The sequence below is a fragment of the Rhizobium sp. T1470 genome (assembly GCF_042140505.1).
GTDB classification, from domain to species: domain Bacteria; phylum Pseudomonadota; class Alphaproteobacteria; order Rhizobiales; family Rhizobiaceae; genus Rhizobium; species Rhizobium favelukesii.
Genome location: NZ_CP148091.1, coordinates 749,208 through 773,511 on the forward strand (window position 1 = coordinate 749,208; position 24,304 = coordinate 773,511).

Consider the following 24,304-nt stretch of genomic DNA (forward strand, 5'->3'; position numbering starts at 1 on the left):
AGCCGCCCGCATCGGTGATGGGGCGGCTTCGTAAAGTGCGTTGGTAAGTTTAACGTTCGTGACCGGGATCATCTTTCTCGCGGCTCCTGGAGTCGTTGCTCCGTTCGCTGCCGTGCTCCCGGAAGGATGAGACAATCGTATCGACAGCGCGGCGATCTTCTGCAGTGGCAGGCCGTTCGAGCCAGCCCCGGTTGAAGTGACAGACGGTCTCACCCTCGCGCCAGACCTCCAGCTTGGAAATCTGGCCGAAATTGATGCCGTACATGCTTCCGACGTTAAAAACCTGCGCTTTGAACGTGTAGCCGGGCTGGTCGTTGATCTCGCCTGCGACCCACAAGTCGTGTTCGATATCGCCATCGTTTATGGCGATGCGGTCTGTATCGACCACCGGCGGTTTGGTGTTGTCCATGGGATGCTCCTTTCTCAAGGAGCCGAATCTGATGCCGGGCGGAGCTGATATTCCTCGCCGGTTCCGCGCAGACGTGTTGCTACATTCGTTTTGGCTATTTCCAGTCGCCTTCTGACAGGGGGCGTCCGAGAACGCAGCGGGCTATCGAAGCGCATGCCTGCTGGGCAGCCTGTTCGCGTTCATAGGGATCGGGAAGTTCGAGCGCTTTGCGAAAGCTCAGCACGCCCGCGCGGGCGATGCTTTCGCCGAGATAAGAGAGGGCCGCCTGCGTATCCTTGGAGGCGCGCATATCCTGATCGAAGCAGCGACAGGCGGCTTCAATGCAAAGGCGCAGGGCTTCGCGTCGCAGGCGGTAGTCACCGGCGGCGTCCGCCCAGACGCCGAAATAGGCGACCTTGTCGTTTTTGTTGTCTGAGAACATTTAAAGAACATGACAGACGCGGGACAGGTATGGGAATAGGGAACGTATTCTCATGCGGGACGCCGGATTTCCGCGTAGTGGTCGATGGCGGCATGCGCAATTTCAATATTGCCGAGCGTCCACCAGTGTGAGCCGTCGGCACGGGTCCCGTTATAGAAGGCGACATCGCAGGTCTGAATACCGCCGAAACTGGCGCAGATCAGGTAGGACCGGCCCGGTTGGGGCCGGTCACGGATCGGCTGCCAGGGCCCCGTTGCCATGTTCATCCGGCGTGCTCCCGTTAGGCTTTCGGCACACTATTCTCTTGGTCGTAGGTAGGTCCAGCCGGGCGCGTCCCTGCCGGGAGCACGCTCTAGGCTTTGCCCCGAGCCGGTCGTCTCGGCCCATGCGGGTGACGATCCTTTGCGCGGGAAAAGGCTCTGGAATACACCACCAAAGCAGGACCCTGGGCCTGTCCGCTGTCGCCGCCGTCACCCGCCGCCTGTGAGGCGACGGACGGCTCCAGACGGAGCAGGCCCAAAAGCCGGGGACGAATCTCGGATTAGGGAAAACATCGCCGCATCGGTTGTTGCTGGAAGTGTCCGAAATAGCCATTATGGACAGAATCTTCGGCGGGATATCAGCCATGAAAACAATGTCGGCCAAGGACGCCAAGAACGCGTTTGGTATGTTGATCGACCATGCCCGGGCGGAACCGGTTGCGGTAGAAAAGCACGGCCGAAAGGTCGTTGTTGTCTTGGCGGTAGAGGAGTTCGAGCGGCTTACGTCGTTGGCGCAGATGAAAACCGACGAAGACGAAAACGTGAGGAAAAAGGCCGTCAAATGAACGCCGTCGAAATCGAAGAAGCAATTACAGCTCTTTCAGAACAGGCGTTCGACCCTGCTGAATTTCCGTACTCTTTTCTTCGGGCCTTTGGAAATAAAGAGACCACGATAAAGCGCCTGCGCGCAGGCGAGACAAACAAATCGGACCTTGGCGGCGTTCTCCAGCGAGACAAGATTCACATCTGCGTTTGTGATGTCGGCAAAGTGACCAGAACGCTGGCCGCGTTGAAAGCCAGCCCAGCCACCTCCCGGGTGAAAGCCCGCTTTATCCTCGCGACTGACGGTACTGACTTCGAGGCGGAGGAGCTGGATTCCGGCGAGACAGTTGCCTGCGCATTTCGGGATTTTCCGGATCACTTTGGCTTTTTCCTGGTTTTGGCCGGTATCACAACCGTAAAGCAGGTCCGTGAAAGCTCGTTCGATATCCGGGCGACCAGCCGCCTGAACCGGCTTTATGTTGAGCTGCTGCAAGACAATCCCGAATGGGGAACCGCCGAACGCCGACGCGACATGAATCACTTCATGGCCCGGTTGATCTTCTGCTTTTTCGCGGAGGATACCGACATTTTCAACGGTTCTGGCCTGTTTACCTCGACCATCGAACAGATGAGCGCAAGAGACTCGTCGAACACTCACGAGGTGATCAGCGAACTGTTCCGCGCAATGAACACCAAGATAGGCGAACGGACGGCCGTCAACCTGCCCCGATGGGCTAACGTCTTTCCTTATGTGAACGGAGGACTCTTTTCCGGCGGCGTGGATGTGCCACGCTTCAGCAAGATTGCGCGCTCTTACCTTCTGCACATTGGCAGCCTCGACTGGACAAAGATCAACCCGGACATTTTTGGTTCGATGATCCAGGCCGTTGCGGATGATGATGAGCGCGGCGCGCTCGGGATGCACTACACCAGCGTGCCGAACATTCTGAAGGTCTTGAATCCGCTCTTCCTAGATAACTTGCGGGAACAGCTTGAACAGGCGGGTGACAATTCCCGAATGCTACTAAACCTGCGCAAGCGAATGTCGAAGATCAGAGTCTTCGATCCCGCTTGCGGCTCCGGCAACTTCCTCGTGATTGCTTACAAGGAAATGCGAGCTATCGAGGCAGAAATCAACCGGTTGCGCGGCGAGCCCGAGAATCGAACTGAAATCCCTCTCACGAATTTTCGCGGTATCGAACTCCGAGATTTTCCGGCTGAGGTCGCTCGGCTGGCGCTTATTATCGCAGAGTATCAGTGTGATGTCCTTTATCTCGGCCAGAAGGAAGCACTTGCCGAGTTTCTACCGTTGGACGCCATGAATTGGATCACCTGCGGCAACGCCCTCCGCTTGGATTGGCTGAGCATCTGTCCACCGACCGGAACGGGCGTTAGACATCATGCGGAAGACCTGTTCCATACCCCCTTAGATCAGGCGCAAATTGATTTTGAAAATGAGGGAGGCGAAACGTACATCTGTGGAAACCCGCCCTACGTTGGCGACAAATTCCAATCCGAAAGTCAAAAGAGCGATCTCGCCTTTGTAAGCAAAGGTAAAAAAAACGCAAAGGCCGTAGATTATATAACAGGATGGCTTTGGAAGGCCTCGGACTACATCACTAAAGAAGGCGCTTTCGCTTTTGTGTCAACCAATTCCATATGCCAAGGAGTTCAAGTTCCTGTTATTTGGCCATATATATTTGCGAATGGTCAGGAAATATTTTTTGCGCATCAGAGTTTCTACTGGTCCAATAACGCCAGTCACAATGCGAATGTAATTTGTGTCATTGTTGGTGTTAGAATAAAGGGCGGGGGCGGAAAATATATATATTTTGATACTCAGCGAAAGCATGTGAGTAACGTGAACGCCTACCTGGTGGATGGGCCAAGCATAATCATAGAAAAGCACCCATTTTCGATCTCTGGGCTTCCAACGATGTTTGCAGGGAACATTCCCAGAGATAAGGAGGGCTTTATGCTCGACCGGGATGAGAGTGATCGCCTGATCGCCGATTATCCTCAAGCCAAAATTATGATCAGAAAGATCATGGGGTCGAAGGAGTTCATAAACGGTCTCGAACGCAACTGCCTTTGGATCGCTGACGTCAACGCATCTCTTGCAAACTCGATCCCCCCAATTCGGGAGAGGCTCGAAAGCATACGACGCTACCGCGAATCTGGCAGTGAAAGGGGGAAGCTAGGCGTCGGTTCACCTCATAGATTTGAAAGAACCATTACAGGAACTAAGCATGAGATAATCGTCCCTCGCGTATCGTCAGAACGACGAGAGTACCTACCGGTAGGATATGTGGATAGCGATGTGATCGTATCGGATGCCGCGCAGGCGATATACGACGCGCCGCTGTATGTGTTGGCTATTCTTGCCTCAAAATTGCATATTACGTGGGTTTCCCTGACAGCTGGCCGTATGAAATCCGATTTCCGCTATTCTACTGGCGTTTGTTACAACAGTTTTCCAATTCCCACGCTGACTGAAAAGAACCGAGCCGACCTAACCCGTTGTGCCGAGAATATTTTGTTGTCTCGGGAAGCGCATTTTCCAGCGACAATTGCTGATCTTTATGACCCAGAGAGGATGCCAGCTGACTTGCGGGAAGCCCATGATCAAAACGATGAGGTACTTGAGCGCATCTATATCGGCCGCCGTTTCAGGAACGACACCGAAAGACTTGAAAAGCTCTTCGAGCTTTATACGAAAATGACCGCCGGAACGGGCGCAACGAAAAAGAAGAAAGCGGAGGCAAGTGCGTGACCGAGAAAATGAAATCAGTTCCATCCGTCTCGGTTTCCTACACCCGAAATGGTAGCTCGACAAAGGCCAACGCACTCGGAATGCGGCCAATGCAGGAGCGCGCTTACGACCGTCGCGGCGAGCAGTACCTGTTGATCAAGTCACCGCCCGCGTCTGGTAAGAGCCGTGCTCTCATGTTCGTGGCTTTGGACAAGCTCCATAATCAGGGTTTGAAGCAGGCCATAATCGTCGTGCCGGAGAAGTCCATCGGCGCGAGCTTCAACGACGAGCCCCTCTCAAAGTTCGGATTTTGGACGGATTGGACCGTCCAACCGAAATGGAATCTCTGCAACGCGCCCGGCGAAGATGGGGGCAAAGTCAATTCTGTCGGCGCATTTCTCGACAGCGATGACAGGGTGCTGGTTTGCACCCATGCAACCTTCCGCTTTGCGGTGGAAAAGTTCGGTATCGAGAGATTCGATGACCGGCTCATTGCCGTAGACGAGTTTCATCACGTCTCCTCGAATCCTGATAACAAGCTTGGCCTACACCTTGCCAATTTCATTGCGCGGGATCGCGTTCACATCGTGGCAATGACCGGGTCGTATTTCAGGGGTGACGCGGAGGCAGTGTTAGGACCGCAGGACGAGTCGAAGTTCGATACCGTCACCTACACCTACTATGAGCAGTTGAACGGTTACGAGTTTTTGAAGCAGCTCGATATCGGATATTTCTTCTATTCCGGCTCCTACAGCGACGACATTCTCCACGTGCTCGACGCTTCTGAGAAAACCATCATCCACATTCCGAACGTCAATTCGCGCGAAAGCACGAAGGATAAGATCAGGGAAGTAGAACATATCATCGAGGAGTTGGGGGAGTGGCAGGGTACGGACCCGGTCACCGGCTTCCAGCTTGTCAGGACGCCAGATGGCCGTACCCTCAAGATCGCTGACCTGGTCGATGACGACATCGCCAAGCGGGATCGCGTATCGTCGGCACTCAAGGACCCGGCGCAGAAGAACAACCGCGATCATGTCGATATCATCATCGCCTTGGGGATGGCTAAGGAGGGCTTCGACTGGATTTGGTGCGAGCATGCCCTGACTGTCGGTTATCGCTCTAGCCTCACGGAAATAGTTCAGATCATCGGCCGCGCCACGCGTGATGCTCCCGGCAAAGTACGAGCCCGTTTCACTAACCTGATTGCGGAGCCAGATGCCTCCGAGGATGCCGTCACCGAAGCGGTGAACGACACGCTTAAGGCCATCGCTGCCAGTCTTTTGATGGAGCAGGTTCTCGCGCCTCGCTTCAATTTCACGCCCAAGAACGCGGGTAGCGGTCCGGTAGAAGGTTTCGACTACGGTGAAGATGGGTACAACCCCGAGAAGTGTAACGTCGGCTTTAACGAGCAGACCGGGCAGTTCCAGATCGAGATCAAGGGTCTTGCGGAGCCTAAGAGCAAGGAGGCGACCCGCATCTGCCAGGAAGACCTAAATGAGGTGATTGCGGCGTTTGTCCAGGACAAGACGGCGATTGAACGCGGGCTCTTCGATGAAGAGCTGGTACCCGAAGAGCTGACTCAGGTCCGCATGGGTAAGATTATCAAGGACCGATATCCCGAACTGGATGAAGAGGATCAGGAGGCGGTTCGGCAGCACGCCATTACAGCGCTCAACCTCACGCAACAAGCAAAACACATAGCGCTTGGCGGGGGCACCGATCCCGAACAAAGCGCAAATACGGCCTTGATCGACGGCGTTCGCCGGTTTGCGATGGACGTACGCGAACTCGATATAGACCTGATTGATCGCATCAATCCGTTCGGCGAAGCGTACGCAATCCTTGCCAAGACGATGAGCGAAGAAAGCCTGAAGCAGGTCGCGGCAGCGATAGCGGCTAAGCGCACAACTCTGACCATGGAAGAGGCCAAAGAGCTTGCCGTGCGGGCTGTGAAATTCAAGAAGGAGCGGGGCCGTCTTCCTTTGATCAGCTCCACAGATGCATGGGAAAAACGTATGGCCGAAGGCGCCGCCGCCTTTGTGCGCTTCAAGGATGAGGGTCGCTATGAGTGACCTGGACCTTGATGAGCTGCGATCCGAACTCGACGACTTTGCCCAGCCCGAGAAGAAGGGCGGGCGCTCAGCGCGTGAGGAGCGCATCATTGCCGGTTTCGAGGAAATACAGCGCTTCTATGAAGAGCATCGTCGTACCCCCCAGCATGGTGAGGATCGGGACATTTTCGAGCGGCTGTATGCAGTCCGTCTGGACCGGTTACGCTTACTTGAAGAATGCCGGTCGCTTCTCTCGGCTCTTGACCATCAGGGATTACTAGCAGGAGTGTCGGACGTGCACGCCGCACCGGTAGAGTCGATGGATGATGACGAGCTTCTCGCCGAACTGGCGGGGGCCGCTGGTTCTTCCGACATCACCAATCTTCGTCATGTTCGCGGCAGCGTAGAGAAGCGCGCCGCAGAGGAGATTGCCAACCGCGAAAAGTGCGAGGACTTCGACCGCTTCAAGCCACTCTTCACGCAAATGCAGAGCGATTTGACCAGTGGATTGCGCGAGACGCGTCCTTTCAAAGACGATGCCCGCATCGAGGAAGGCAATTGGTTTATCCTCACTGGTCAGAAGGCATATGTCGCTGAGGCTGGTGAAGAGTTTGTGGCGGACTATGGCCGTAAAGATCGCCGTCTTCGCGTGATTTTCGACAACGGCACCGAGATTAGTATGTTGAAACGCTCCCTTGAGCGCGCCCTGCAGAAAGACGATGCAGGCCGCCGAATTACTGATCCCACAGCCGGACCCTTATTTGCTGATCGAACGGCTAATGGCGATGAGGCCAGTGGGACGATCTACGTCCTTCGCAGCAAGTCCGACCACCCGATAGTCGCGGCCAACCGTGGTGTTCTTCACAAAATTGGCGTTACAGGGGGCGACGTGAATCGCCGCCTCATTAACGCGAAGCTTGACCCAACCTTTTTGATGGCCGACGTGGAAATCGTCGCAACGTACGAACTCTACAACATCGGGCGGACGCGGCTGGAAAATCTCATTCACCGCATCTTTGAACCGGCACGTCTGGACATTGAGATCAAGGACCGCTTCGGGAATCCTATAACGCCTCGTGAGTGGTTCCTCGTCCCGCTTTTTGTAGTGGACGAAGCAGTTGATCGGATTAGGGACGGCACCATTACTGGCTACATTTATGACCCCCGGTCTGCGGCGCTGATGCGCACTGTCTGAGCTTAATCTTTCATCGTGGAAGATGCCGCCAAAATAGGGAACGGCTCTGTCCGCTGCCCGCCATCGGCCGCCATTCTGGGTGGGTGGCGGAGGGATGCAAGCGAAGCTGACCAAGAAAGCCCGTTGGATCAGCGGTTTGAGGAAGAGCGGAAATATAGCCTGAAGGTTTATAAATCAGGGATAATTCAAACTTGACGTCGGTTTGCAAAATGCCTATAATATAAACCATGAGTGAAGAATTCTCTGGAAAGCTAAACCAGCTTCAGCGCGACCTGCCCGAAGGACTGGTGGTGGATTCGGCGTGGCTGAAGGCGCGCGGCTACTCCGCGCAGCTCTGCCGCAAGTACGTCACCAACGGCTGGCTGGAGCGGCTTGCTCACGGCGTGTACCGCAAGCCCGGCGGAAAGCTGCTGTGGGAGCATGTCGTCATATCCCTGCAGGTCCTGCTCAAGAAGCCGCTGCTGGTCGGCGGCGCGACGGCGCTCTCGCTGCACGGGTTTTCGCACTACCTGCGGCGCGAGGAGAAAGAGGTTCATCTTTATGGTCCGGAAGAAGCGCCGACCTGGCTCGGCAAGCTGCCGCTGCCGGTCGCGTTCGTTTCTCACAACAGCGCGGCCCTGTTCCGGAACGAGCCGATACATTTCGGGCTGACGAGCCTTGGCTGGAATCTCAAAGACAACAGCCATGTCAGTGATGACAGCGTGCATGGCAATTCGTTTCGCGTCCTGCCGTGGGGACAGTGGGACTGGCCGCTGACGCTTTCGACGCCCGAGCGCGCCGTCCTTGAAATGCTGGATGGGCTGCCCACCCGTGAGAGTTTCGATCAGGCCGACAAGATAATGGAAGGGCTTACGACCCTCAGCCCCCGGCGGCTGCAAAAGCTGCTGCTTGATTGCAAGAGCATCAAGGTCAAACGCCTGTTCTTCTTCTTCGCAGACCGCCATAACCACCAGTGGCGCAAGCACCTCAACAAGGAGGCCGTCAATCTCGGCACCGGCAAGCGCATGCTGGTACAGGGGGGCCGCCTTGATCCCACGTACCTGATAACAGTGCCGGAGGACTTATATGCCGGTCAGTGAACGGTACCGGGCGCAGGTCGCCCTTCTGGTGCAGACGATCCCCGCCGTGGCGGAAGAGAAGGATTTCGCCCTTAAGGGCGGTACCGCCATCAACCTGTTCGTCCGCGACATGCCGCGCCTGTCGGTCGATATCGACCTGACATTCCTGCCGGTCATGCCGCGCGATGAGTCATTGGCCGCCATCGAGGCGGCGCTGCTGCGCATCAAGGAGCGGATCGAACAGACCCTGAACGATGGTCGCGTTCACGAGAGCCGCCAGAACGACGGCACCCTCACGCGCCTCGTCGTACAGGACAAAAACAAGACGCAGATCAAGATTGAAGTGACGCCGGTACTGCGCGGCTGCGTGTTCGCGCCCGAGGTTATGAGCGTTTCCGAGGCTGTCGAAGGAGAGTTCGGCTTCGCGGAGATGCAGGTGGTGTCATTTGCCGACCTGTATGCCGGGAAGATCATGGCGGCCCTTGACCGGCAGCATCCGCGCGACCTTTTCGACATAAGGGATTTGCTTGCCAATGAAGGCATCACCGACGAGCTGCGCCAGGCCTTTATTGTTTACCTGATCAGCCACGGCCGGACGATCAGCGACGTGATCGGCTCAGGTCAGAAAGACATCGGAGGCGAGTACGAAAGGAATTTTGACGGTATGACCGAAGTCGAAGTCCCGCTCGCCGAACTTCATGCCGCTCGGGCGCAGCTCGTGGAAAACCTGATCGGAGGCATGCCGCAGGCGCACCGGGAGTTTCTGGTGGGATTCAAAAAGGGAGAGCCGGACTGGGAAAAGCTGGGAGTCGCCGGAGCGGCAGAGCTTCCGGCGGTGAGATTTAAGCAAGAGAATCTTGAGAAAATCAGGCCCGACAGGCGGGCCGACTTGGCGGCGAGGCTGGAAACGGCATTAAAAATGAAGGATGCCTAGCTCTAAAGAGCTTATCCGGAGATATAGCAAGGAGTCTGCATTAGGGGGACTGAGTGCTTCAAAAGATAACTAAAATAAAGAATCTAGGGGTTTTCTCCGAGTTTGGGTGGGATGCCGCATTGCCCGCATTCGAACGGTTCAACGTCATTTATGGCGAAAACGGTACGGGCAAGACGACGCTCTCACGTCTCTTTGACTGCCTAAAGACGGGGGCCCACGAAGAATATCCCTCCCTGGAATTCAAGATTGAGTCTGAGTCTGGTGAGCTGGTTCACGGACGTTCTGCAACCAGAAAAGTCCGGGTATTTAATGCGGATTATGTGCAGCTGAATATCGGGCAGGTAGATGGCAGCTTAAAGCCCATCCTGGTCATCGGTGAAGAAAACAAGACCGTTGCGGATTTACTCGCTGCGGACGAGTTGGAGCTGGAGAGACGACGCGCCGCGATCAATGCTGCGCAGGGGCGTATCACTAGCCATGAGGCAGCGCGCGGTAAGATTTTTTCGCAGGTGGCAGGCACCATCAGCGAGGCGACAATCGGCACGACGCAGCGCACCTACCGCAAGCCTAACGCCGAAGCTGCATTCGCAGCGCTATCGGCGCAAAGGGCTCTGACGGATGACGAACTTACGGCGCATCGTACAACGGTAAAACAGGACGTTATGGCGTGCATTGACGCCCTGCCAGTCATCACATTTCGCAGGAACGACTCCGACTTGTCGCTGGACGAGTGTGCCAAAATCATAGAGGCAACTGCAACAGAGCTTTGCGGACGGGCAGTAATAAGCGATGCAGTCGCTCGGCTGCGAGATAATGCAGACATAGCAAAGTGGGTGGAAGAAGGTCACGAGCTGCACCAAAAGCACAGAACCGCCGACTGTGAATTCTGCGGTCAGGCTGTTCCGGCAAACCGGTGGATGCAGCTTGAGGCCCATTTCAACAAAGCCGATCACCAGCTGAAGGAGGAAGTCGAAAGCGCGTTGGCTGAAATCAGCAGGGTGAAACACTCGCTGACTTCATTTTCACTGCCGGACCGCCTCGCTCTCTACAGCGACTTTCGCGATCAGTACGACGCGGGTAGCTCCAGCTGCACGCAAGCTTTGGATAAAGCCATGGAGCAACTCCGGGCCGTCGAAAGTCGTCTCACAGAAAAGCTCGCGTTGCGAACCGTTGCGCTTGAGCTGAATTGCGCTGTGTCCTTCGCCGAATTGGCAAACGCGATGAAGGCAGTAGCGGCGGCTATCGAGGCGCACAACGCAAAGACAGCTGGCTTCGATGCCGCAAAAGAAACCGCGCGCGGCGCGCTCGAAGGGCATTTTCTCTATGGGATCAAAGGTGACGTATCTGCGCTCGACACTAAGATCCAGGACGAGAAGTTGGCCATCGATCTAAACACTATCGGGAACGAGGTCGAAAGCAAGCCTGCGCTCGCCGCTCTGCAGGCCGCCATCGCGGAGAAGAAGGCGCAAATTTCCAACGCTCATAAGGCCGGGGAGGAGCTCACAGGACTGCTACAAACCTTTTTAGGCCGGAGCGAGCTCGTGTTTCATTCCCGGGACGATGGGTACCGCGTACTGCGCAATGGGAAGGATGCTAAGCGCCTGAGCGAAGGTGAGCGGACAGCCATCGCCTTCATCTATTTCATCGTCCAGCTGAAGGATCAGGATTTCAATCTTGCAGATGGCGTCGTCGTGATTGATGACCCCGTATCGAGCCTTGATTCAAGCTCAGTTTACCAAGCGTTCGCCTTTCTCAAAAACGCGGTGAAGGACGCAAAGCAGGTCTTCCTGCTGACTCACAATTTTTCGTTCCTTCGTCTCCTGATCAACTGGCTCCAGAACGATCCCGCGTCGAGAAAGCAGAACCGTTTGTACATGCTCCTCTGCCGTACTAACGCGGCAGGACGGCAATCCACAATCGTGGGCCTCGACAAGGCCCTCGTCGAGCACCCGACCGAATACCACTTCCTCTTCAAGACGCTGTCGAGCTTTAAGGGTGATGGGACCATCGGTGGCTGCTACCACATCCCCAACGTTACCCGGAAAGTCCTTGAGACCTTCCTCGACTTTTTTGTGCCGGGAAAGAGCAGCCTCTACAACAAGTTGTTGGAGGTTAAGTTCGACGAGAACAAGAAGACCGCGATCTATAAATTTGCCAACGACCTGTCGCACTTCACGGGTCAAGGCTTCGAGCCGGGACTCGTGCAGGAAAGCCAGAAGAACGTTGCCTACCTACTGGAAATGATACAGGCGCTTGCGCCCCAACATTACGACGGCATGTTGGCAGCAACGTCATGATCGCAAACACGGCCAAAGCGCTGCCGCACCGGAGCGCATCATGACATATGACTTCCAGAGTCTCGCGCATGCTGATTTCGAAGACTTGGTCCGTGACCTCCTTGGACTGGAACTGAAGGCGCGCTTCGAAGCGTTTGGCCCCGGTCCTGACGGCGGCATTGACGGTCGTCATTCGAAAGGGAAAGCAAAGACTATTCTGCAGGCCAAGCATTACGCCAAATCGACAGTCCGCGCGCTTGTGGCAACGATGAAACGTGAGCGTGCGTCCATCGATAAGATTCAGCCGAACAGATATCTGCTCGCAACTTCACGGACGCTTTCGCCGGGCAACAAAAGCGAACTCGCTCAGGTAATCGGGCCGTCCTTGAATTCAGAATCTGACATTTTTTCTGCGGGCGACCTGAATGCTTTGTTGCGCAAATTCCCTGAGGTAGAGAAGGCGCACATCAAGCTGTGGCTATCGAGTGCCGCCATCCTTGAGCGCGTAACGCGAGCGGCTTCCCATGCCTACGCTGACATCACCAAGGCTGAGATTGAAGCGAAGGTCCGAGTCTATGCGCAGAATCCGAGCTTTAAAGCCTCAAGGGATACACTTGAGGCACAACATATCCTCATAGTCTCAGGTCCTCCCGGCGTGGGTAAGACTACCCTTGCTGAAATGCTGGCTTACGCATACGTCGGCGAGGAATGGGAGCTAGTTCCCATCAGAAGCCTGGACGACGGGTTCGCTGCAATTGTTGATACAAAAAAGCAAATCTTCTTCTTTGATGATTTTCTAGGAAGGGTTGCTCTCGATCGCAACGCGCTCGCCTCAAAAGATTCTGACCTTGCGCGGTTTATGAAACGCATCAGGTATTCTCAGAATGCCCGGTTCATACTGACAACACGCGCCTACATCTTTGAGGAAGCGCGACGGATTTCGGAGCATTTTGCAGATCAGCGTCTTGATATAAGCAAATACGTCCTCGACGTGGGCGTTTACACGAGGCGAATTCGCGCACGCATTCTATACAATCACCTGCTGGTGGCCGGGACGCCACCTGAACATATCCGGGCTCTCATTGAGAGCGGAAAAATCTCAAAAATCGTTGATCACGCGAATTATAACCCGCGCGTAATCGAATGGATGACTGACGCATTTCACCTGCGTTCAATTTCGCCCGCGCAATACGCCGACGAATTCATCAATGCTTTAGCAAACCCGAAGCAGCTCTGGGATACTGCGTTTCGTACACACATCCCTCAAAATTGCAGGCATCTGCTTTTCTCGCTATTTTTCGCTTCGCAGTATGGCGAGGAAATGAACTCTCTTCGCGCTGCGTTTCAGTCTCTTCATCCCCGGCTTTGCGCCCGATTTGGACACTCCTACGATCCGAAAGATTTTGAAGAGGCGCTTCGCATTTTGGAAGGTGGCTTCGTCACAATCAGGGACGCTTCGGTCTCGTTTGTGAACCCCTCCTTCAGGGACTACTTGACCGACTATTTGAACGACCTGTCGCTGCTTAAGGAGTTCGCCTTGTCCGCGCGGCAGGGGAAGTGGGCCAGTCAGCTTTGGGAGCACGGCAAAAAGCTGACGGCCGAGAAAGATGAGCTCACCGATTTCGCACGAGCCTTTACGGCTGTTGCAGAGCAGTTTTTGCACATACCGATCTGGAAGAAATCTGCTCGCTATCCCCATTCCTACAGTATCAACGACCTTCCTAATTCCGACCGAATACAGTTGGTACTCAAATGGTGGGAGCTAACCGGGGATCAATTATTTGCCGCCGTTGGAATGTCGCTCGCGCGCAACCCCGTAGGCGGATTTAGCGCGGACAAAGATGGGAGCGATCTCGTCGAGCTGATCGAAAATATTCGGTTCGGCTACTACGAGGGATTTCCCTCAAGCGAGGAATTTGTAGCGGCTCTGGAGGAGGGAGTCATCGGACTGCTTGAGGGCGGCATGGACTCCGAAGACCTTGACCGAATGTCGAGTTCAATTATCGGGGCTGTCTATGAATTCCATCCCGATGTGGTTGATGCCGCAAAGGGTGCAATTAGGCGTGAGTTTGCTGAGATTGAGCGCAACACCTCAGAGATCGATTCAGAGTCTACCCTTACCGATCTCTTGGAGAATTTGGACAGATTGGCAGCCCGAGGTGATGTCGAGGAAGCGACGCTCGCAACAGCGAAGCGTACTGTGAAGCGTAGGATGGAAGAATTGGCCGACGAAACAGAAGAGGCTGAGTCGCCGTCTTTTTCTGGCGCGACCAAGCCGGAACGCGATAAATTCGATGATGAGGATTTGGCGAATTTGTTCGCCCCGCTTTTGGAAACCAATGCCCACTAAGTGCGGCGTTGACGATTGCGCTGCGTCATCGTCCAAAGCCCAACCGTGCAGGCAACGTTGACGAGGGCGACAGCCGCCAGGACGGCAAGCATCAGGCTGCCGTCGCCGACCAGCAGCCATGTTCCGATGGATGGAGCCAAGGCCTGAATTACGAGACTGGGGAAGGCCAGGCGGCCCATGAACAGGGCGTAGTGCGCAGGGTCGAAGAGCACGAGGGGGAGAGCGCCGCGCGCAATCGTGTGAAGGCCGTTGCCAGCGCCGTAGGCGATCAGGGCAAGGGCGGGCAGCGGGAAACCCGATCAGCAAGAGAATGACGCCGGTGGCGATCAGGAGGACTGATGCGAGCATCGTCCAGACCGGATGGTAGTGACGGCCTGCCAGCATTTCGACGACGCGCGCGCCGACCTGTGAAGGGCCGATCAATGCGCCGAAGCCGACGGCGGCGGCGAGGTCATAGCCGCGCATCTGAAACAAGCTGAGAAGGTGAACCGACAGCATCGAGGAGATCAGGGCCGCCATCGTCAGGATCAGCGCCAGCAGCAGGAACGTCAGGGGACGGGCCGGGACATCGGCGGGCCGTTCGGGAATGTGGACGCCGTCTGAAGTTGATTGGGGCGTTGATGCGCGGGAAAGTTTGGGCACCAGGAACAGGTGAAGGGGCAGGCAGATGAGAAGGTGTATGGCGGCGTAAACCAGAGAAGAGGCTCTGGATTCACCACCAAAGCAGCACTGCTCGCTGGAGCGCCGTCGCCCTCCTTGGGTGAGGCGACGGACGGCTCCAGACGAAGCAGAATTTCATGCATGCTGCCATGCGAAGCAGCCGGAAAAACAGTGTTCCCGTGGACACTCGTTTTCACACTCCAAAAAATCATAGTGGAAATTCAATAACATAAGAGTGCCCAGTTTCATCTCGTCCGGCGCGCCATTTTCTCTATAGCTACTGTGGGTGGCAAATGAGAGCCGGTATGAGACACGTCAGAGTGACGCTCATTGCCTTCATGGACCACAGTCCTCAAGAAATACCCAATCTGCTTGACGTTTCGCACTCTTCCGCTCTTCTGGTGTCTGTCAGCGCCGGAGTGGCAATCTCCGCGTCTTGACCCATCACTTTCTCGGCAATCCGGGGGGCGATGTCTGCGATAACCGAGCGGGCATGCTAAAAGGATGATCTAGCTCGCGGACCGTGCACCCTTGACTGCATCGAACGCCCTGCAACGGGCGGCATGTACTGGGAAATTCATTCTGCCGAAAACATATAGAAACGGGACGCAGCGATGAGGCTGCGCGCCGCTAATGGCGCTGCGGGTGGCGCATATCATAGAGCGCCAGCAATAAGATATTGGTTTCCAGTTTCATCCTCTCCAGTGCGCCGTTTCACGCCATTCCAGACGAAGAATCGCTCATACGGGATCACTCGGGATAAGACTCAACGCCCTCCGGCGCCGCCTTGTGGAAGAGGATGAATACCAGGGGGTTGCCGGGCTCGGACATTGCATCGCTGCGCTGGCCCGTTATCTCTCCGGCCACGCCGCTCGTATACTCCGCGACCACTTCGCCGAAGCTATTGCGCTGGATGGCCACCTTCTGTCCGGGTTCGACCTTGTCGTTGAGCTTGACCAAATGCTCGACGATCCCGCCCTGGGTTGCCAGGATCGGCAACGCACTGTTGCCGACGAAGACATTCGCGTCCTTGGCTGTCCGGCCCATCGGCCCGGCAACGATGCCGTGATGCTTGAGGACGTTCATCGTGCCTTCCACGAACAGCGAGATCATCTCGATGTCCAGAACGCGAGCAGCGCCAATCTCCGGCGTAAAGGACGGTATGCCCGCGTCCATAAACGCGTTGTGCAAGACACCGGGATAGACATGGTTGTCGAAGATCTGGCCGACGGGATAGAGCTCCACCATCGCCTTGACCTCGGGCACATCCATGCCGCCAATATTAAATGCGGTGACTTCGAATCCGGTTGTTCCGGTGTGGAAGTCGATCGCGAAGTCGGCGTTCGGCCGCAGCAGCCGGTTGAACAGCAGCCCGGCGTGTCGGCTAGGCGCGGCGGCACCGTTCTCGTTCCCGGGCCATTCCCGATTCATATCGATCAGATCTAGGCCCCTGCCGTGATTGGGCCACCTGCGCTGCATGTTTTCAATGGCCGGGCGTGCCACGTCGGTGACCGCCATGACCGTGCCCGACATCTGCGCCGGATCGAGCTGGTTCATCACGGTCTGGACCGTGTGAATGTTACTCATTTCGTCGCCATGCACACCACTGGTCAGGACGCCGCGCTTACCCGGCCTTGCCCCCTTGGCGACCGTCACAGACACATACCAGTGCTGACCCGTGGGCATCTGCGCACCCTGAAAATATAAGAAGTGCTTCTGCCCCGGCTCCAGGTCGTTGACGTCGAGCGTGCTGACGACTTTTTTCCCCTGGATAACATCGCCGGTATAGGCCGTTCCTGATGCCGGATGGGCAGCGGGTGTCGCTGTGTCCTGGGCATTCGCAGCACCAGCGTTGACGGCGAGGGTAGCCGACGCGCCGACCGTGGCAATAGATGCAATCAACAGATCGCGGCGATCGATGCCTTTCTTCGATTTGTCCGACATGATGGAGGCCCTTTGTGATTTGAAAAGCTACGTTAGAACAACGGCGTGCACATCGGTCGCGAAAATCCCGCGCGACTTCAAACTAGGGTATGCTGCTGAACTGACAAGGTTGCGTAATTTCTGCGAAGCTATGCCGGGGCTGAATCTTGCGGTGTCGTTCGGCAAGATCCGGAGATAGCGCGACGTAGGCCTGCCGCTTAAAAATCGACAGCGATAACAATTATATACGAGTTCGCAGTCTCATCTCGTCCGGTGCGCCATTTCTTTCCGAGGCCTGCCAAAAAAGAGATGGCAGCGAGCGTCGCGTCCGGTATGCGCCCCTTAACGTACCAGCCGGCAGGATTGGCCGACTTTTCGGGCCGTATCGAGTCCAGCGTCGGTAGCCCCTGCAATCACAACATTACGGCCGGTGACTGAAGCGGGCGATTTGCGCATTCTTCATGAGGTTGCGAAAGTTGGGTCCGCTGACATGCACCAGCGTCGTGTGGTCGCCGCCCTCGAAATAGACGTCGCTGGCGTTGCCGAGGCTTTCGTCGAGGATAACAGGCACGTTGTAGGCCGATCCGATCGGCGGAACTGCGCCAATGTCGCAATCGGCGAAAAGTGAGCTGACCTCATCTTCTGAGGCGAGGCCGAGACGCTTGTTCATCAGATCCTGCAAAGTACTGAGCTCGATCCGGTGTGTGCTCGGAACAACGGCCAGGACGTATCCCATTTCATGATGTACGACGACGGACTTAGCCAGCCGGCTGCCCGGAACATGGGCGGCTTGTGCCGATTGGCTGGTTGTCGCTGTTCGATGATGAGGGACGGTGTCGTAGGCGATACCTTCACCGTCGATATAATCCTGAAGTTTCCTTGCGATAGTCATCTTGGGCACCCCTTATATTGCGCGGGGAAGCATAGAAGGCATTCTCCTCTCATCGCCTGCGAAGTCAACGGCGAATGGCCGCAGCTGCCTGCGGCGGGTTCCGTTGGCCGATGACCGCCACGGGCAAGGGCGGTCACCTCGTCACTCCAGTGCTCCGCAGGCAGTCGACACGCGTCAGTTATCGCCGGCTTCAGCAGAGGCTCTCGGCTCGCCGCGCATGGCCAGCGCCTCGTTCGTCGAGAGTACAGAGGCATAGGCAAAGGCGAGCCCCGCCATGAATGCCGCGTGCGCCTGAGCGGCAGGGACCAGCGTGCCGTTGAATTCGAGGTCGCGCATTGCGCAGGCATCATGGATGACGGTTACCCGATAGCCGAAATCGCTGGCCGCCCGCGTCACGGCATCGATGCACATGTGGCTCATGCTGCCGACGACCGTGACGTCCTCGATGCCATCGCGGTCGAGTGTCGCCTTTAGATCCGTTTCACGGAACGAGTTGACATGGTTCTTGACAATGACCGTCTCGCCGGGCCGGTTTAGCACCTTCGGGTGGATCTGCGCGCCCTCCGAACCGGCCAGGAAAAAGGCGGCATTCTCGCCGACGGACTCATGTCTGATGTGGATGACAAGTTCGCCTGCATCGCGGGCTGCCGCGATGATCCGGGCGGCATTGTCGGCGGCCGTTTCGGCGCCGCTCAACGGCCACTTGCCGTTCGGAAAATAATCGTTCTGAATGTCGACGACGATGAGGGCTCGCTTGTGCATGTCCTTGTATCCTTTCATTCCTTCGGGGGACGACCCCCGTCCGTTGATGGACAAACTATGTCTGAAGCGGCATGGTGTGGATTGGCGAAATTGACATTATCAAGGTCAAAACTGACAAATGAGCCCGACCGACCTGCCGGCCGAGATCGGTATCCTGCTTTATCCGAACGTCCAGCTCGCAGCCGTCTACGGCCTGACCGATCTCTTCAACCTGGCCAATCGGTTCGCAACGGCCCGGCAATCGTCGCGAAGCCCCGCCCTGCGTGTAAGTCATTGGCGAGGGACAGAAGCCTCGGTGGCTGTCGAGCGCGTATTCGATACCGCACCCGGTACCCCGCCAGGATCGCCGACCGCACTCATCCTGCCTCCAACCTTCGGCGAGCCGATGACATCGGAGGAAGCCGTTCCGTTGGCGCGTTGGCTTTGTGAGCGGCATGCCGAGGGAACGACGCTTAGTTCCGTCTGCATCGGCGCCTTCCTGCTTGCCGAAACGGGTCTCCTGGCGCACCGCATGGCCACGACCCACTGGGTCTATGCGGAATTGCTGGCGCAGCGTTTTCCTAAGGTGCGGGTCGACACCGACAAGCTCATCATCGATGACGGCGATGTCATTACGGCCGGCGGCCTGATGGCCTGGACCGATCTCGGCCTCAAACTCGTCGACAGATTGTTAGGATCGACCATCATGCTTGAGATCGCGCGCTACCTTCTCGCCGATCCGCCGGGCAGAGAACAGCGCTGCTACAGCAGTTTCTCGCCGCGCCTGAACCATGGCGACGAGCAGATCCTCAAGGTGCAGCACTGGCTGCACGCGAGCGGTGCGCGCGAGGTGACGCTTGCGGCGATGGCGGAGCGCGCCCGCCTGGAGGAGCGCACTTTCCTGCGTCGTTTCCGTAAGGCGACCGGCCTTCGACCGACTGAATATTGTCAGCACCTGCGGGTCGGCAAGGCGCGGGAAATGCTGGAGTTCTCGAACCGCACGGTTGAGCAGATAGCCGTTGCAGCCGGTTACGAGGACACGGGCGCTTTTCGGAAGGTGTTCCAGAGGATCACCGGGCTGCCACCGGGAGACTACCGCAGCCGCTTCGGGGTGAGTGGGCGAACATAGTCTGAGGTCCGCCACCAGGGCCGGCTGGCTAGCTTGGCGCAATATTGCGAAGCGATGGTGAGGTCGGCGCTGCGCGCGTGCAGCGATTCATGGCGCATGGCCGGAGGGAATATGCTGAGGAGTACGGTGCAAGCGTTGGCGTTGTGCGCGGTTGTTGCGGCGCTTGCCGGCTGCGTCGATGCCAATGCGCCGATCCTGGTGCCAGTCGCCGCGCCCTTTGACCCACCGCTCAACCTGCCGGGCATCGCGCATCACATCTGCACCGCCGATGGCAATTTCATGTACCGCGAGGCGAAGAAGCAATACGAACTGCGCGCCGGCATGACTGGCTATCCGATCGATCCGGCCGAGGAGGAAGCGAACGCGACCGCTGCCGCACACCGGCAGTATGTCACATGCCTGTCGAGCCAGGGATACCGTATCTACGACAGATAAGTTCGGCTCGGTGAGTTTACCTTCGAGGGGCACTGGATCGCTCGATGCGCCATCTCGGCGTCGAGTGCGCAGTTGCGTGCGACCAAGGACCTACACATCACGCGCAGTCGCTGTCGATCACGACCGCAGGAGGCTGCGTGTGATCGCGGAACTTTACTACGACAGAACGCATTTTTCTCAGGTAAATCCGAAAGGAGGGTTTATCATGAAAATGTCCAGATTCGCTTCCGCCCTGTTGGCTGGAACTCTTCTCGCGCTGGCATCCATCACTCCCGTTCAGGCGGCACCTGTGCAGCAGGTTCCTCTCCCACGTGCCTCGAATATCGAAATGGTGCAATACAATCAGCAGCGGGCAGGCTATTTGAACGGCTATCGTGGTTCGCGCACTGAGCGTGCCGGTACCCGCCGCGGTCCGGATGGCTATTGGTATCCGCTGGCAGCCTTCGGTGTCGAGGGCGGCACCACAGGTTCGATCGGCAATCAGCAGGTGCGGCCGATGCAACGGCAAACCTACTGCCAAAACTCGTTCGGCGGCACCAATGGCGATGGCAGCATGCCATGCGATAGCGGCTATTGATCGCGTTGGGCCAAAGGGAAAGGCGGGACGATCTCCCGCCTCTCCCATCATCGATTTTTTTCAATTTCTGGTGATATTTTCGCGGCGGCATGGCGCGCCAGCGGCCCGGGCGCCATCTGGTAGAATGTGAGCCGCCCTCTGAGCAGATTTGGCCTGCTTCGCCTAGGAAATTGACTAACTGATCAAAAATGCCGCAAAAAGAGGCTGCATGGCCAGCTAAGCTATGCGCAAAATGCATTGCTGCATTGCGGTAATCTCCCTATTCCTGATCGAAACAATGGGCTATCTATTATCTCGAAGGCAGCGCACTCCTCCTCCCAGCGCTCCTTCATCGGACTGACAACACTCCTCCTCCCAGTTGTCAGTCAGGATCAAGAGCCCGGTGCACCTCCTCCCGCGCCGGGCTCTTTTCTATTTCAGCCCCCATGAATCCTCTTCGTCGGTGAAGCTCCGACGCTTGCCGCGATCCGATCTGCTGAAGGCTGCCGCAGACCGCCAGGATGCCACGAGGCATGGCGGCGTCGGGAAGTTTGTGCTCCGCGAAAAATTCCCGTAGGCAATCGTCAGCGATCTGATATATCAGGCCTATCGAGCTGTATCGACAATCCACGCCGGAAACGGCAAACAAGAACTGGATGAAGCACGTCGGCAAGACGACCGCGTCGCTGCTGTCGGAGGCCTCGATACATCGCCGGACAGACTTTCGCGTTGATGGCGGCATCACGCGGCACGCTTGAGAGGAGTTGACTGATGAGATGGAAGCGCACGATCCAGCTTCTGGACGTTCACGCCGAGGGTGAAATCGGCAAGGTCGCGATCGGCGGTGTGCCGAAGATTCCTGGCGATACCGTCGCCGAGCAGCTGAACTGGCTGAACACCGATCCGAAGGGCCAGGAACTGCGCCGCTTCCTCTGCCTCGAGCCGCGCGGCGCGCCGATCGGCTCCGTCAATCTGCTGCTGCCGCCGAAGCATCCGGATGCCGACGCGGCCTTCATCATCCTGCAGCCGGACCAGGCGCATGCAAGCTCGGGCTCGAACTCCATCTGCGTCACCACCGCATTGCTGGAATCCGGTATCGTCGAGATGAAGGAGCCGGAAACCGTCATCACGCTGGAGACGGCCGCCGGTCTCGTCAAGGCGACGGCATCCTGCCGCGACGGGCGCTGCGAGAAGGTGAAGCTCACCATGGTCCCGTCTTTCGTGCACGAGCTGGATGTGGAGGTCGACACGCCGCACTGGGGCAAGATTAAGGTCGATCTCTGCTACGGCGGGATCTTCTACGCGCTGGTCGACGTGGGTCAGATCAACCTGACAATCGAGAAGGGCAATGCCGCTTCCCTGGTGCAGGCAGGCATGGTGTTGAAGGAGCTGATCAACCGCAGTATTGCGGTTGTCCATCCTGAAATCCCCGCAATCTCGGGCGTTGCCTATGTCATGTTCCGCGACCTCGAGGCGGACGGTACCGTTCGTACATGTACCACCATGTGGCCGGGCCGGGCCGATCGTTCGCCTTGTGGCACCGGCAACTCTGCCAATCTCGCGGCGCGGCATGCGCGCGGCAAGGCAAAGGTCGGCGATGTCTTCAAGTCGCGCTCGATCATCGGCTCGGAGTTCGAAGTTGGACTGCTGGCGGAAACCGAGGTCGCCGGTCGTCCCGCGATCGTTCCCACCATCACAGGCCGTGGTTTCACCTTCGGCCTTTCGCAGGTCGCGCTCGATCCCTTCGATCCGCATCCGGGCGGCTTTGCCCTGACAGACGTGTGGGGGCCATTGGCCGGCGAGATCTAACGCTTAGTAGGTGAACGGGTCGACCTCTGCCTTCTCAACGGCATGATCGGCCGCCTGCTCTGGGTAGATGACGCCCTTGCGCAGGATGATATTGGCATAAAGTCGGGGCTCGCTGGTCTGGATCACGGCATGAGCGGCCCGCACACGATTGTAAAAATCAGCACCGACGAGCGGCACGACCTGCCGATGCGGCTCGTGGCGAGTACAGCAGTCGATCATTTCCTCATGAACCGGGTCGAGCTTGTCGCGCTCGGCCTTGACGGTTGACCGGAAGATCGCGTCCTGGACGAAGTCGTCAATCGGCAGGACGCTCAGAACGGCATCGAGAACGGGCACGATGCCGTGGCCATCGAGGCGGATTAATCGGCGGGCATGTTCGATGCCGGGATAATTGCCGTCGACGATGGCGATTTCGTCACCATGCCCCATGGCACGCAGCGTCGAAAGCAATTCCGGGCTCAGAAGCGGGTTAAGTCCCTTCAGCATTTTCGACCTCCTTGAATAGAACGTTCTGGTCGGTGAGATAGCGCGCGAAGATCGGTAGGCTGGCACCACCGATGGCGCGTGCATGGGCGCCGACCGCGCCTTCGATGATGTCGGGCATGACGACGCCCTGAAGATCGAGCATGGCTGCCTCGTGGATCGTTGCCTGCACAATCCGTTCTCGCACCCATCCGGGAAAGCCGCCGTCAATCACGGCAGCACTGAAGTCAATGATCGAGGCGGCTGCGACGATTGCCTGCGCGAGCGCTCGAGCAGTATCCTGGATCCACATCTCCAGAGGCTCGCCGAAGTCGATCCAGTCGTCGGCCGAATACCAGAGAGGCTGCGGGTCGAGCCCGCGCTCGCGCAGCATGTTTTCCAGAACAAAGATTGACGCGACTTCGAGCAATTGCAGCGTTTCGCCGTTCTTGCCGCGGACGGGGAGGGGGCCGATGGCACCGGCGGTACCCGTGCGCCCGGAAAAGATAGCGGAATTGAGGACAATGCCGCCGCCGATGAAGGAGCCGATGAAGAAATAGACGAAATCGGGATAGGAAGGGCCGATACCGAACACGAGTTCCGCGCCGCAGGCACTTGTCGCGTCGTTCTGCAGGTAGACGGGGTAGGGCACGCGGGCAGCAATCTCGGCGTGAAGATCGAAATCGCGCCACACATCCATCGCGCCCTTGGGCGAACCCACTTCCTCTTCCCAGTTCCAAAGCTCGAAAGGTGCTGCAATGCCGATGCCGGCAATGCGGCTACGCTGCTTCTCGTCGAGCCGGCTCTCAAGTTCGCGGATGCCTGATGTGATGAAATCCAGGAAAACGTCGGGCAGCGGATAGGCATAGGTCTGGTGAAGCTGCAGGCGGATCTTGCCCAGGAAATCCATCAGCACCAGGTCCGCGCTGCGTCGGCCCATCTTCACGCCGAAGGAGTAAACCGCGTCGGGATTGAGTCGCATCGGGATAGACGGTTGGCCAACCCGGCCACGCACCGGCTCTCCGCGCGAGAGCAGCCCTTCCTTCTCCAACGCGCGCATGATGACGGATACCGTCTGCGCCGAAAGCCCGGTTCGGCGGGCGATATCGGCCTTGGACTGGGAGCTGTAGAGGCGCACCAGCGACAGCACAAGCCGCTCGTTATAGGCGCGCACCCTGATCTGGTTCGCGCCTCCTGCCGGACTCAAAATAGGCAGTTGAGCCGGCGTATGTACCGGACCGTCCAAAGACGACATTGGCCATCCTCCCGTCTCTTGGCCTATGCCCTATTTTCATCAAGCATGCCATATCGAATTAATAATTCAATTGGATTTATTTATTGACAAGGCAATTTCTTTCGCTCTTAATTGCCATCGTCAACGGCGCGGAACGGCTTGGAGGAGGCCGCCGGCGAGACTGCAGCGTTTCTCGCGCCTGTCAATCCGG

21 protein-coding genes are annotated in these 24,304 nt (G+C 57.2%); 12 read left to right on the top strand and 9 right to left on the bottom strand.

All coding sequences use genetic code 11. The annotated features are described in order from the left end of the window. Nucleotides 1-49: 49 nt before the first annotated feature. From WGT02_RS03775 to WGT02_RS03785, 3 genes are all read right to left on the bottom strand, one after another. Nucleotides 50-409, bottom strand: coding sequence for a hypothetical protein (locus WGT02_RS03775; RefSeq protein WP_208249024.1), 360 nt, complete (start codon nucleotides 407-409; stop codon nucleotides 50-52). Nucleotides 410-503: 94 nt separating this feature from the next. Next, a complete protein-coding gene (locus WGT02_RS03780) occupies nucleotides 504-830 on the bottom strand; it encodes a hypothetical protein (protein WP_208249023.1) in 327 nt (108 codons plus the stop codon). Nucleotides 831-880: 50 nt separating this feature from the next. Continuing rightward, complete coding sequence (locus WGT02_RS03785) at nucleotides 881-1,096, bottom strand: hypothetical protein (RefSeq protein ID WP_208249021.1); 216 nt, start codon at nucleotides 1,094-1,096, stop codon at nucleotides 881-883. A gap of 329 nt (nucleotides 1,097-1,425) precedes the next feature. On the opposite strand from WGT02_RS03785, the gene WGT02_RS03790 reads away from it, so the two are divergent. From WGT02_RS03790 to WGT02_RS03825, 8 genes are all read left to right on the top strand, one after another. Beyond that, nucleotides 1,426-1,656, top strand: a complete 231-nt coding sequence (locus WGT02_RS03790; protein ID WP_375679075.1) for a type II toxin-antitoxin system Phd/YefM family antitoxin — start codon at nucleotides 1,426-1,428, stop codon at nucleotides 1,654-1,656. Further along, nucleotides 1,653-4,406, top strand: coding sequence for a DNA methyltransferase (locus WGT02_RS03795; protein WP_208249018.1), 2,754 nt, complete (start codon nucleotides 1,653-1,655; stop codon nucleotides 4,404-4,406). Before WGT02_RS03790 ends, WGT02_RS03795 begins: the two co-directional genes overlap by 4 nt. Further along, nucleotides 4,403-6,460, top strand: a complete 2,058-nt coding sequence (locus tag WGT02_RS03800; RefSeq protein ID WP_208249016.1) for a DEAD/DEAH box helicase — start codon at nucleotides 4,403-4,405, stop codon at nucleotides 6,458-6,460. Before WGT02_RS03795 ends, WGT02_RS03800 begins: the two co-directional genes overlap by 4 nt. Next, the gene (locus WGT02_RS03805) at nucleotides 6,453-7,634 is read left to right on the top strand and encodes a GIY-YIG nuclease family protein (protein ID WP_208249013.1); all 1,182 of its coding nucleotides are present in this window, start codon (nucleotides 6,453-6,455) and stop codon (nucleotides 7,632-7,634) included. The genes WGT02_RS03800 and WGT02_RS03805 overlap by 8 nt, the downstream gene beginning before the upstream one ends. Nucleotides 7,635-7,861: 227 nt before the next feature. Continuing rightward, nucleotides 7,862-8,713, top strand: coding sequence for a type IV toxin-antitoxin system AbiEi family antitoxin domain-containing protein (locus WGT02_RS03810; RefSeq protein WP_208249011.1), 852 nt, complete (start codon nucleotides 7,862-7,864; stop codon nucleotides 8,711-8,713). Then, entirely contained in the window at nucleotides 8,700-9,626 is a 927-nt protein-coding gene (locus WGT02_RS03815) for a nucleotidyl transferase AbiEii/AbiGii toxin family protein (RefSeq protein ID WP_208249008.1), read from the top strand. Before WGT02_RS03810 ends, WGT02_RS03815 begins: the two co-directional genes overlap by 14 nt. 53 nt (nucleotides 9,627-9,679) lie before the next feature. Then, nucleotides 9,680-11,923 carry an AAA family ATPase gene (locus WGT02_RS03820; RefSeq protein WP_208249006.1) on the top strand — a complete coding sequence of 748 codons (2,244 nt, stop codon included), beginning with the start codon at nucleotides 9,680-9,682 and terminating at the stop codon, nucleotides 11,921-11,923. A gap of 40 nt (nucleotides 11,924-11,963) precedes the next feature. Continuing rightward, the gene (locus WGT02_RS03825; protein ID WP_208249003.1) at nucleotides 11,964-14,252 is read left to right on the top strand and encodes a restriction endonuclease; all 2,289 of its coding nucleotides are present in this window, start codon (nucleotides 11,964-11,966) and stop codon (nucleotides 14,250-14,252) included. On the opposite strand, the gene WGT02_RS03830 is transcribed toward WGT02_RS03825, so the two are convergent. From WGT02_RS03830 to WGT02_RS03845, 4 genes are all read right to left on the bottom strand, one after another. Continuing rightward, the gene (locus WGT02_RS03830) at nucleotides 14,249-14,464 is read right to left on the bottom strand and encodes a hypothetical protein (protein ID WP_208249001.1); all 216 of its coding nucleotides are present in this window, start codon (nucleotides 14,462-14,464) and stop codon (nucleotides 14,249-14,251) included. The genes WGT02_RS03825 and WGT02_RS03830 overlap by 4 nt on opposite strands. A 1,198-nt stretch (nucleotides 14,465-15,662) precedes the next feature. Beyond that, nucleotides 15,663-16,856 (bottom strand): succinylglutamate desuccinylase/aspartoacylase family protein, encoded by a 1,194-nt coding sequence (locus WGT02_RS03835; protein ID WP_208248999.1) that lies wholly within the window; start codon nucleotides 16,854-16,856, stop codon nucleotides 15,663-15,665. Between the two features lie 400 nt (nucleotides 16,857-17,256). Next, a complete protein-coding gene (locus WGT02_RS03840; protein ID WP_024316738.1) occupies nucleotides 17,257-17,727 on the bottom strand; it encodes an aminoacyl-tRNA deacylase in 471 nt (156 codons plus the stop codon). Between the two features lie 174 nt (nucleotides 17,728-17,901). Further along, on the bottom strand, nucleotides 17,902-18,489 hold the full coding sequence (locus tag WGT02_RS03845; protein WP_208248997.1) for a cysteine hydrolase family protein: 588 nt from the start codon (nucleotides 18,487-18,489) through the stop codon (nucleotides 17,902-17,904). Nucleotides 18,490-18,607: 118 nt separating this feature from the next. On the opposite strand from WGT02_RS03845, the gene WGT02_RS03850 reads away from it, so the two are divergent. The 4 genes from WGT02_RS03850 (at nucleotide 18,608) to WGT02_RS03865 (ending at nucleotide 22,397) form a co-directional block, all read left to right on the top strand. After that, nucleotides 18,608-19,597, top strand: a complete 990-nt coding sequence (locus WGT02_RS03850; protein ID WP_208248995.1) for a GlxA family transcriptional regulator — start codon at nucleotides 18,608-18,610, stop codon at nucleotides 19,595-19,597. 111 nt (nucleotides 19,598-19,708) lie between these two features. Next, on the top strand, nucleotides 19,709-20,032 hold the full coding sequence (locus WGT02_RS03855; RefSeq protein ID WP_024316735.1) for a hypothetical protein: 324 nt from the start codon (nucleotides 19,709-19,711) through the stop codon (nucleotides 20,030-20,032). A 205-nt stretch (nucleotides 20,033-20,237) separates the two neighbouring features. Beyond that, on the top strand, nucleotides 20,238-20,609 hold the full coding sequence (locus WGT02_RS03860; protein WP_024316734.1) for a hypothetical protein: 372 nt from the start codon (nucleotides 20,238-20,240) through the stop codon (nucleotides 20,607-20,609). 750 nt (nucleotides 20,610-21,359) lie between these two features. Then, nucleotides 21,360-22,397, top strand: a complete 1,038-nt coding sequence (locus WGT02_RS03865; protein ID WP_024316733.1) for a 4-hydroxyproline epimerase — start codon at nucleotides 21,360-21,362, stop codon at nucleotides 22,395-22,397. 3 nt (nucleotides 22,398-22,400) lie between these two features. On the opposite strand, the gene WGT02_RS03870 is transcribed toward WGT02_RS03865, so the two are convergent. Both WGT02_RS03870 and WGT02_RS03875 read right to left on the bottom strand, forming a co-directional pair. Continuing rightward, nucleotides 22,401-22,883, bottom strand: a complete 483-nt coding sequence (locus WGT02_RS03870; RefSeq protein ID WP_024316732.1) for an RbsD/FucU family protein — start codon at nucleotides 22,881-22,883, stop codon at nucleotides 22,401-22,403. Further along, nucleotides 22,867-24,114, bottom strand: a complete 1,248-nt coding sequence (locus WGT02_RS03875) for an ROK family transcriptional regulator (protein WP_024316731.1) — start codon at nucleotides 24,112-24,114, stop codon at nucleotides 22,867-22,869. The genes WGT02_RS03870 and WGT02_RS03875 overlap by 17 nt, the downstream gene beginning before the upstream one ends. Nucleotides 24,115-24,304 lie beyond the last annotated feature (190 nt).

What these genes read in the sequence shown, in the direction of transcription:
- WGT02_RS03775 (WP_208249024.1), bottom strand. Translation starts at nt 409, where the DNA reads ATGGACAACACCAAACCGCCGGTGGTCGATACAGACCGCATCGCCATA.
- WGT02_RS03780 (WP_208249023.1), bottom strand. Translation starts at nt 830, where the DNA reads ATGTTCTCAGACAACAAAAACGACAAGGTCGCCTATTTCGGCGTCTGG.
- WGT02_RS03785 (WP_208249021.1), bottom strand. Translation starts at nt 1,096, where the DNA reads ATGAACATGGCAACGGGGCCCTGGCAGCCGATCCGTGACCGGCCCCAA.
- WGT02_RS03790 (WP_375679075.1), top strand. Translation starts at nt 1,426, where the DNA reads ATGGACAGAATCTTCGGCGGGATATCAGCCATGAAAACAATGTCGGCC.
- WGT02_RS03795 (WP_208249018.1), top strand. Translation starts at nt 1,653, where the DNA reads ATGAACGCCGTCGAAATCGAAGAAGCAATTACAGCTCTTTCAGAACAG.
- WGT02_RS03805 (WP_208249013.1), top strand. Translation starts at nt 6,453, where the DNA reads ATGAGTGACCTGGACCTTGATGAGCTGCGATCCGAACTCGACGACTTT.
- WGT02_RS03810 (WP_208249011.1), top strand. Translation starts at nt 7,862, where the DNA reads ATGAGTGAAGAATTCTCTGGAAAGCTAAACCAGCTTCAGCGCGACCTG.
- WGT02_RS03815 (WP_208249008.1), top strand. Translation starts at nt 8,700, where the DNA reads ATGCCGGTCAGTGAACGGTACCGGGCGCAGGTCGCCCTTCTGGTGCAG.
- WGT02_RS03825 (WP_208249003.1), top strand. Translation starts at nt 11,964, where the DNA reads ATGACATATGACTTCCAGAGTCTCGCGCATGCTGATTTCGAAGACTTG.
- WGT02_RS03835 (WP_208248999.1), bottom strand. Translation starts at nt 16,856, where the DNA reads ATGTCGGACAAATCGAAGAAAGGCATCGATCGCCGCGATCTGTTGATT.
- WGT02_RS03840 (WP_024316738.1), bottom strand. Translation starts at nt 17,727, where the DNA reads ATGACTATCGCAAGGAAACTTCAGGATTATATCGACGGTGAAGGTATC.
- WGT02_RS03845 (WP_208248997.1), bottom strand. Translation starts at nt 18,489, where the DNA reads ATGCACAAGCGAGCCCTCATCGTCGTCGACATTCAGAACGATTATTTT.
- WGT02_RS03850 (WP_208248995.1), top strand. Translation starts at nt 18,608, where the DNA reads ATGAGCCCGACCGACCTGCCGGCCGAGATCGGTATCCTGCTTTATCCG.
- WGT02_RS03855 (WP_024316735.1), top strand. Translation starts at nt 19,709, where the DNA reads ATGCTGAGGAGTACGGTGCAAGCGTTGGCGTTGTGCGCGGTTGTTGCG.
- WGT02_RS03860 (WP_024316734.1), top strand. Translation starts at nt 20,238, where the DNA reads ATGAAAATGTCCAGATTCGCTTCCGCCCTGTTGGCTGGAACTCTTCTC.
- WGT02_RS03865 (WP_024316733.1), top strand. Translation starts at nt 21,360, where the DNA reads ATGAGATGGAAGCGCACGATCCAGCTTCTGGACGTTCACGCCGAGGGT.
- WGT02_RS03870 (WP_024316732.1), bottom strand. Translation starts at nt 22,883, where the DNA reads ATGCTGAAGGGACTTAACCCGCTTCTGAGCCCGGAATTGCTTTCGACG.
- WGT02_RS03875 (WP_024316731.1), bottom strand. Translation starts at nt 24,114, where the DNA reads ATGTCGTCTTTGGACGGTCCGGTACATACGCCGGCTCAACTGCCTATT.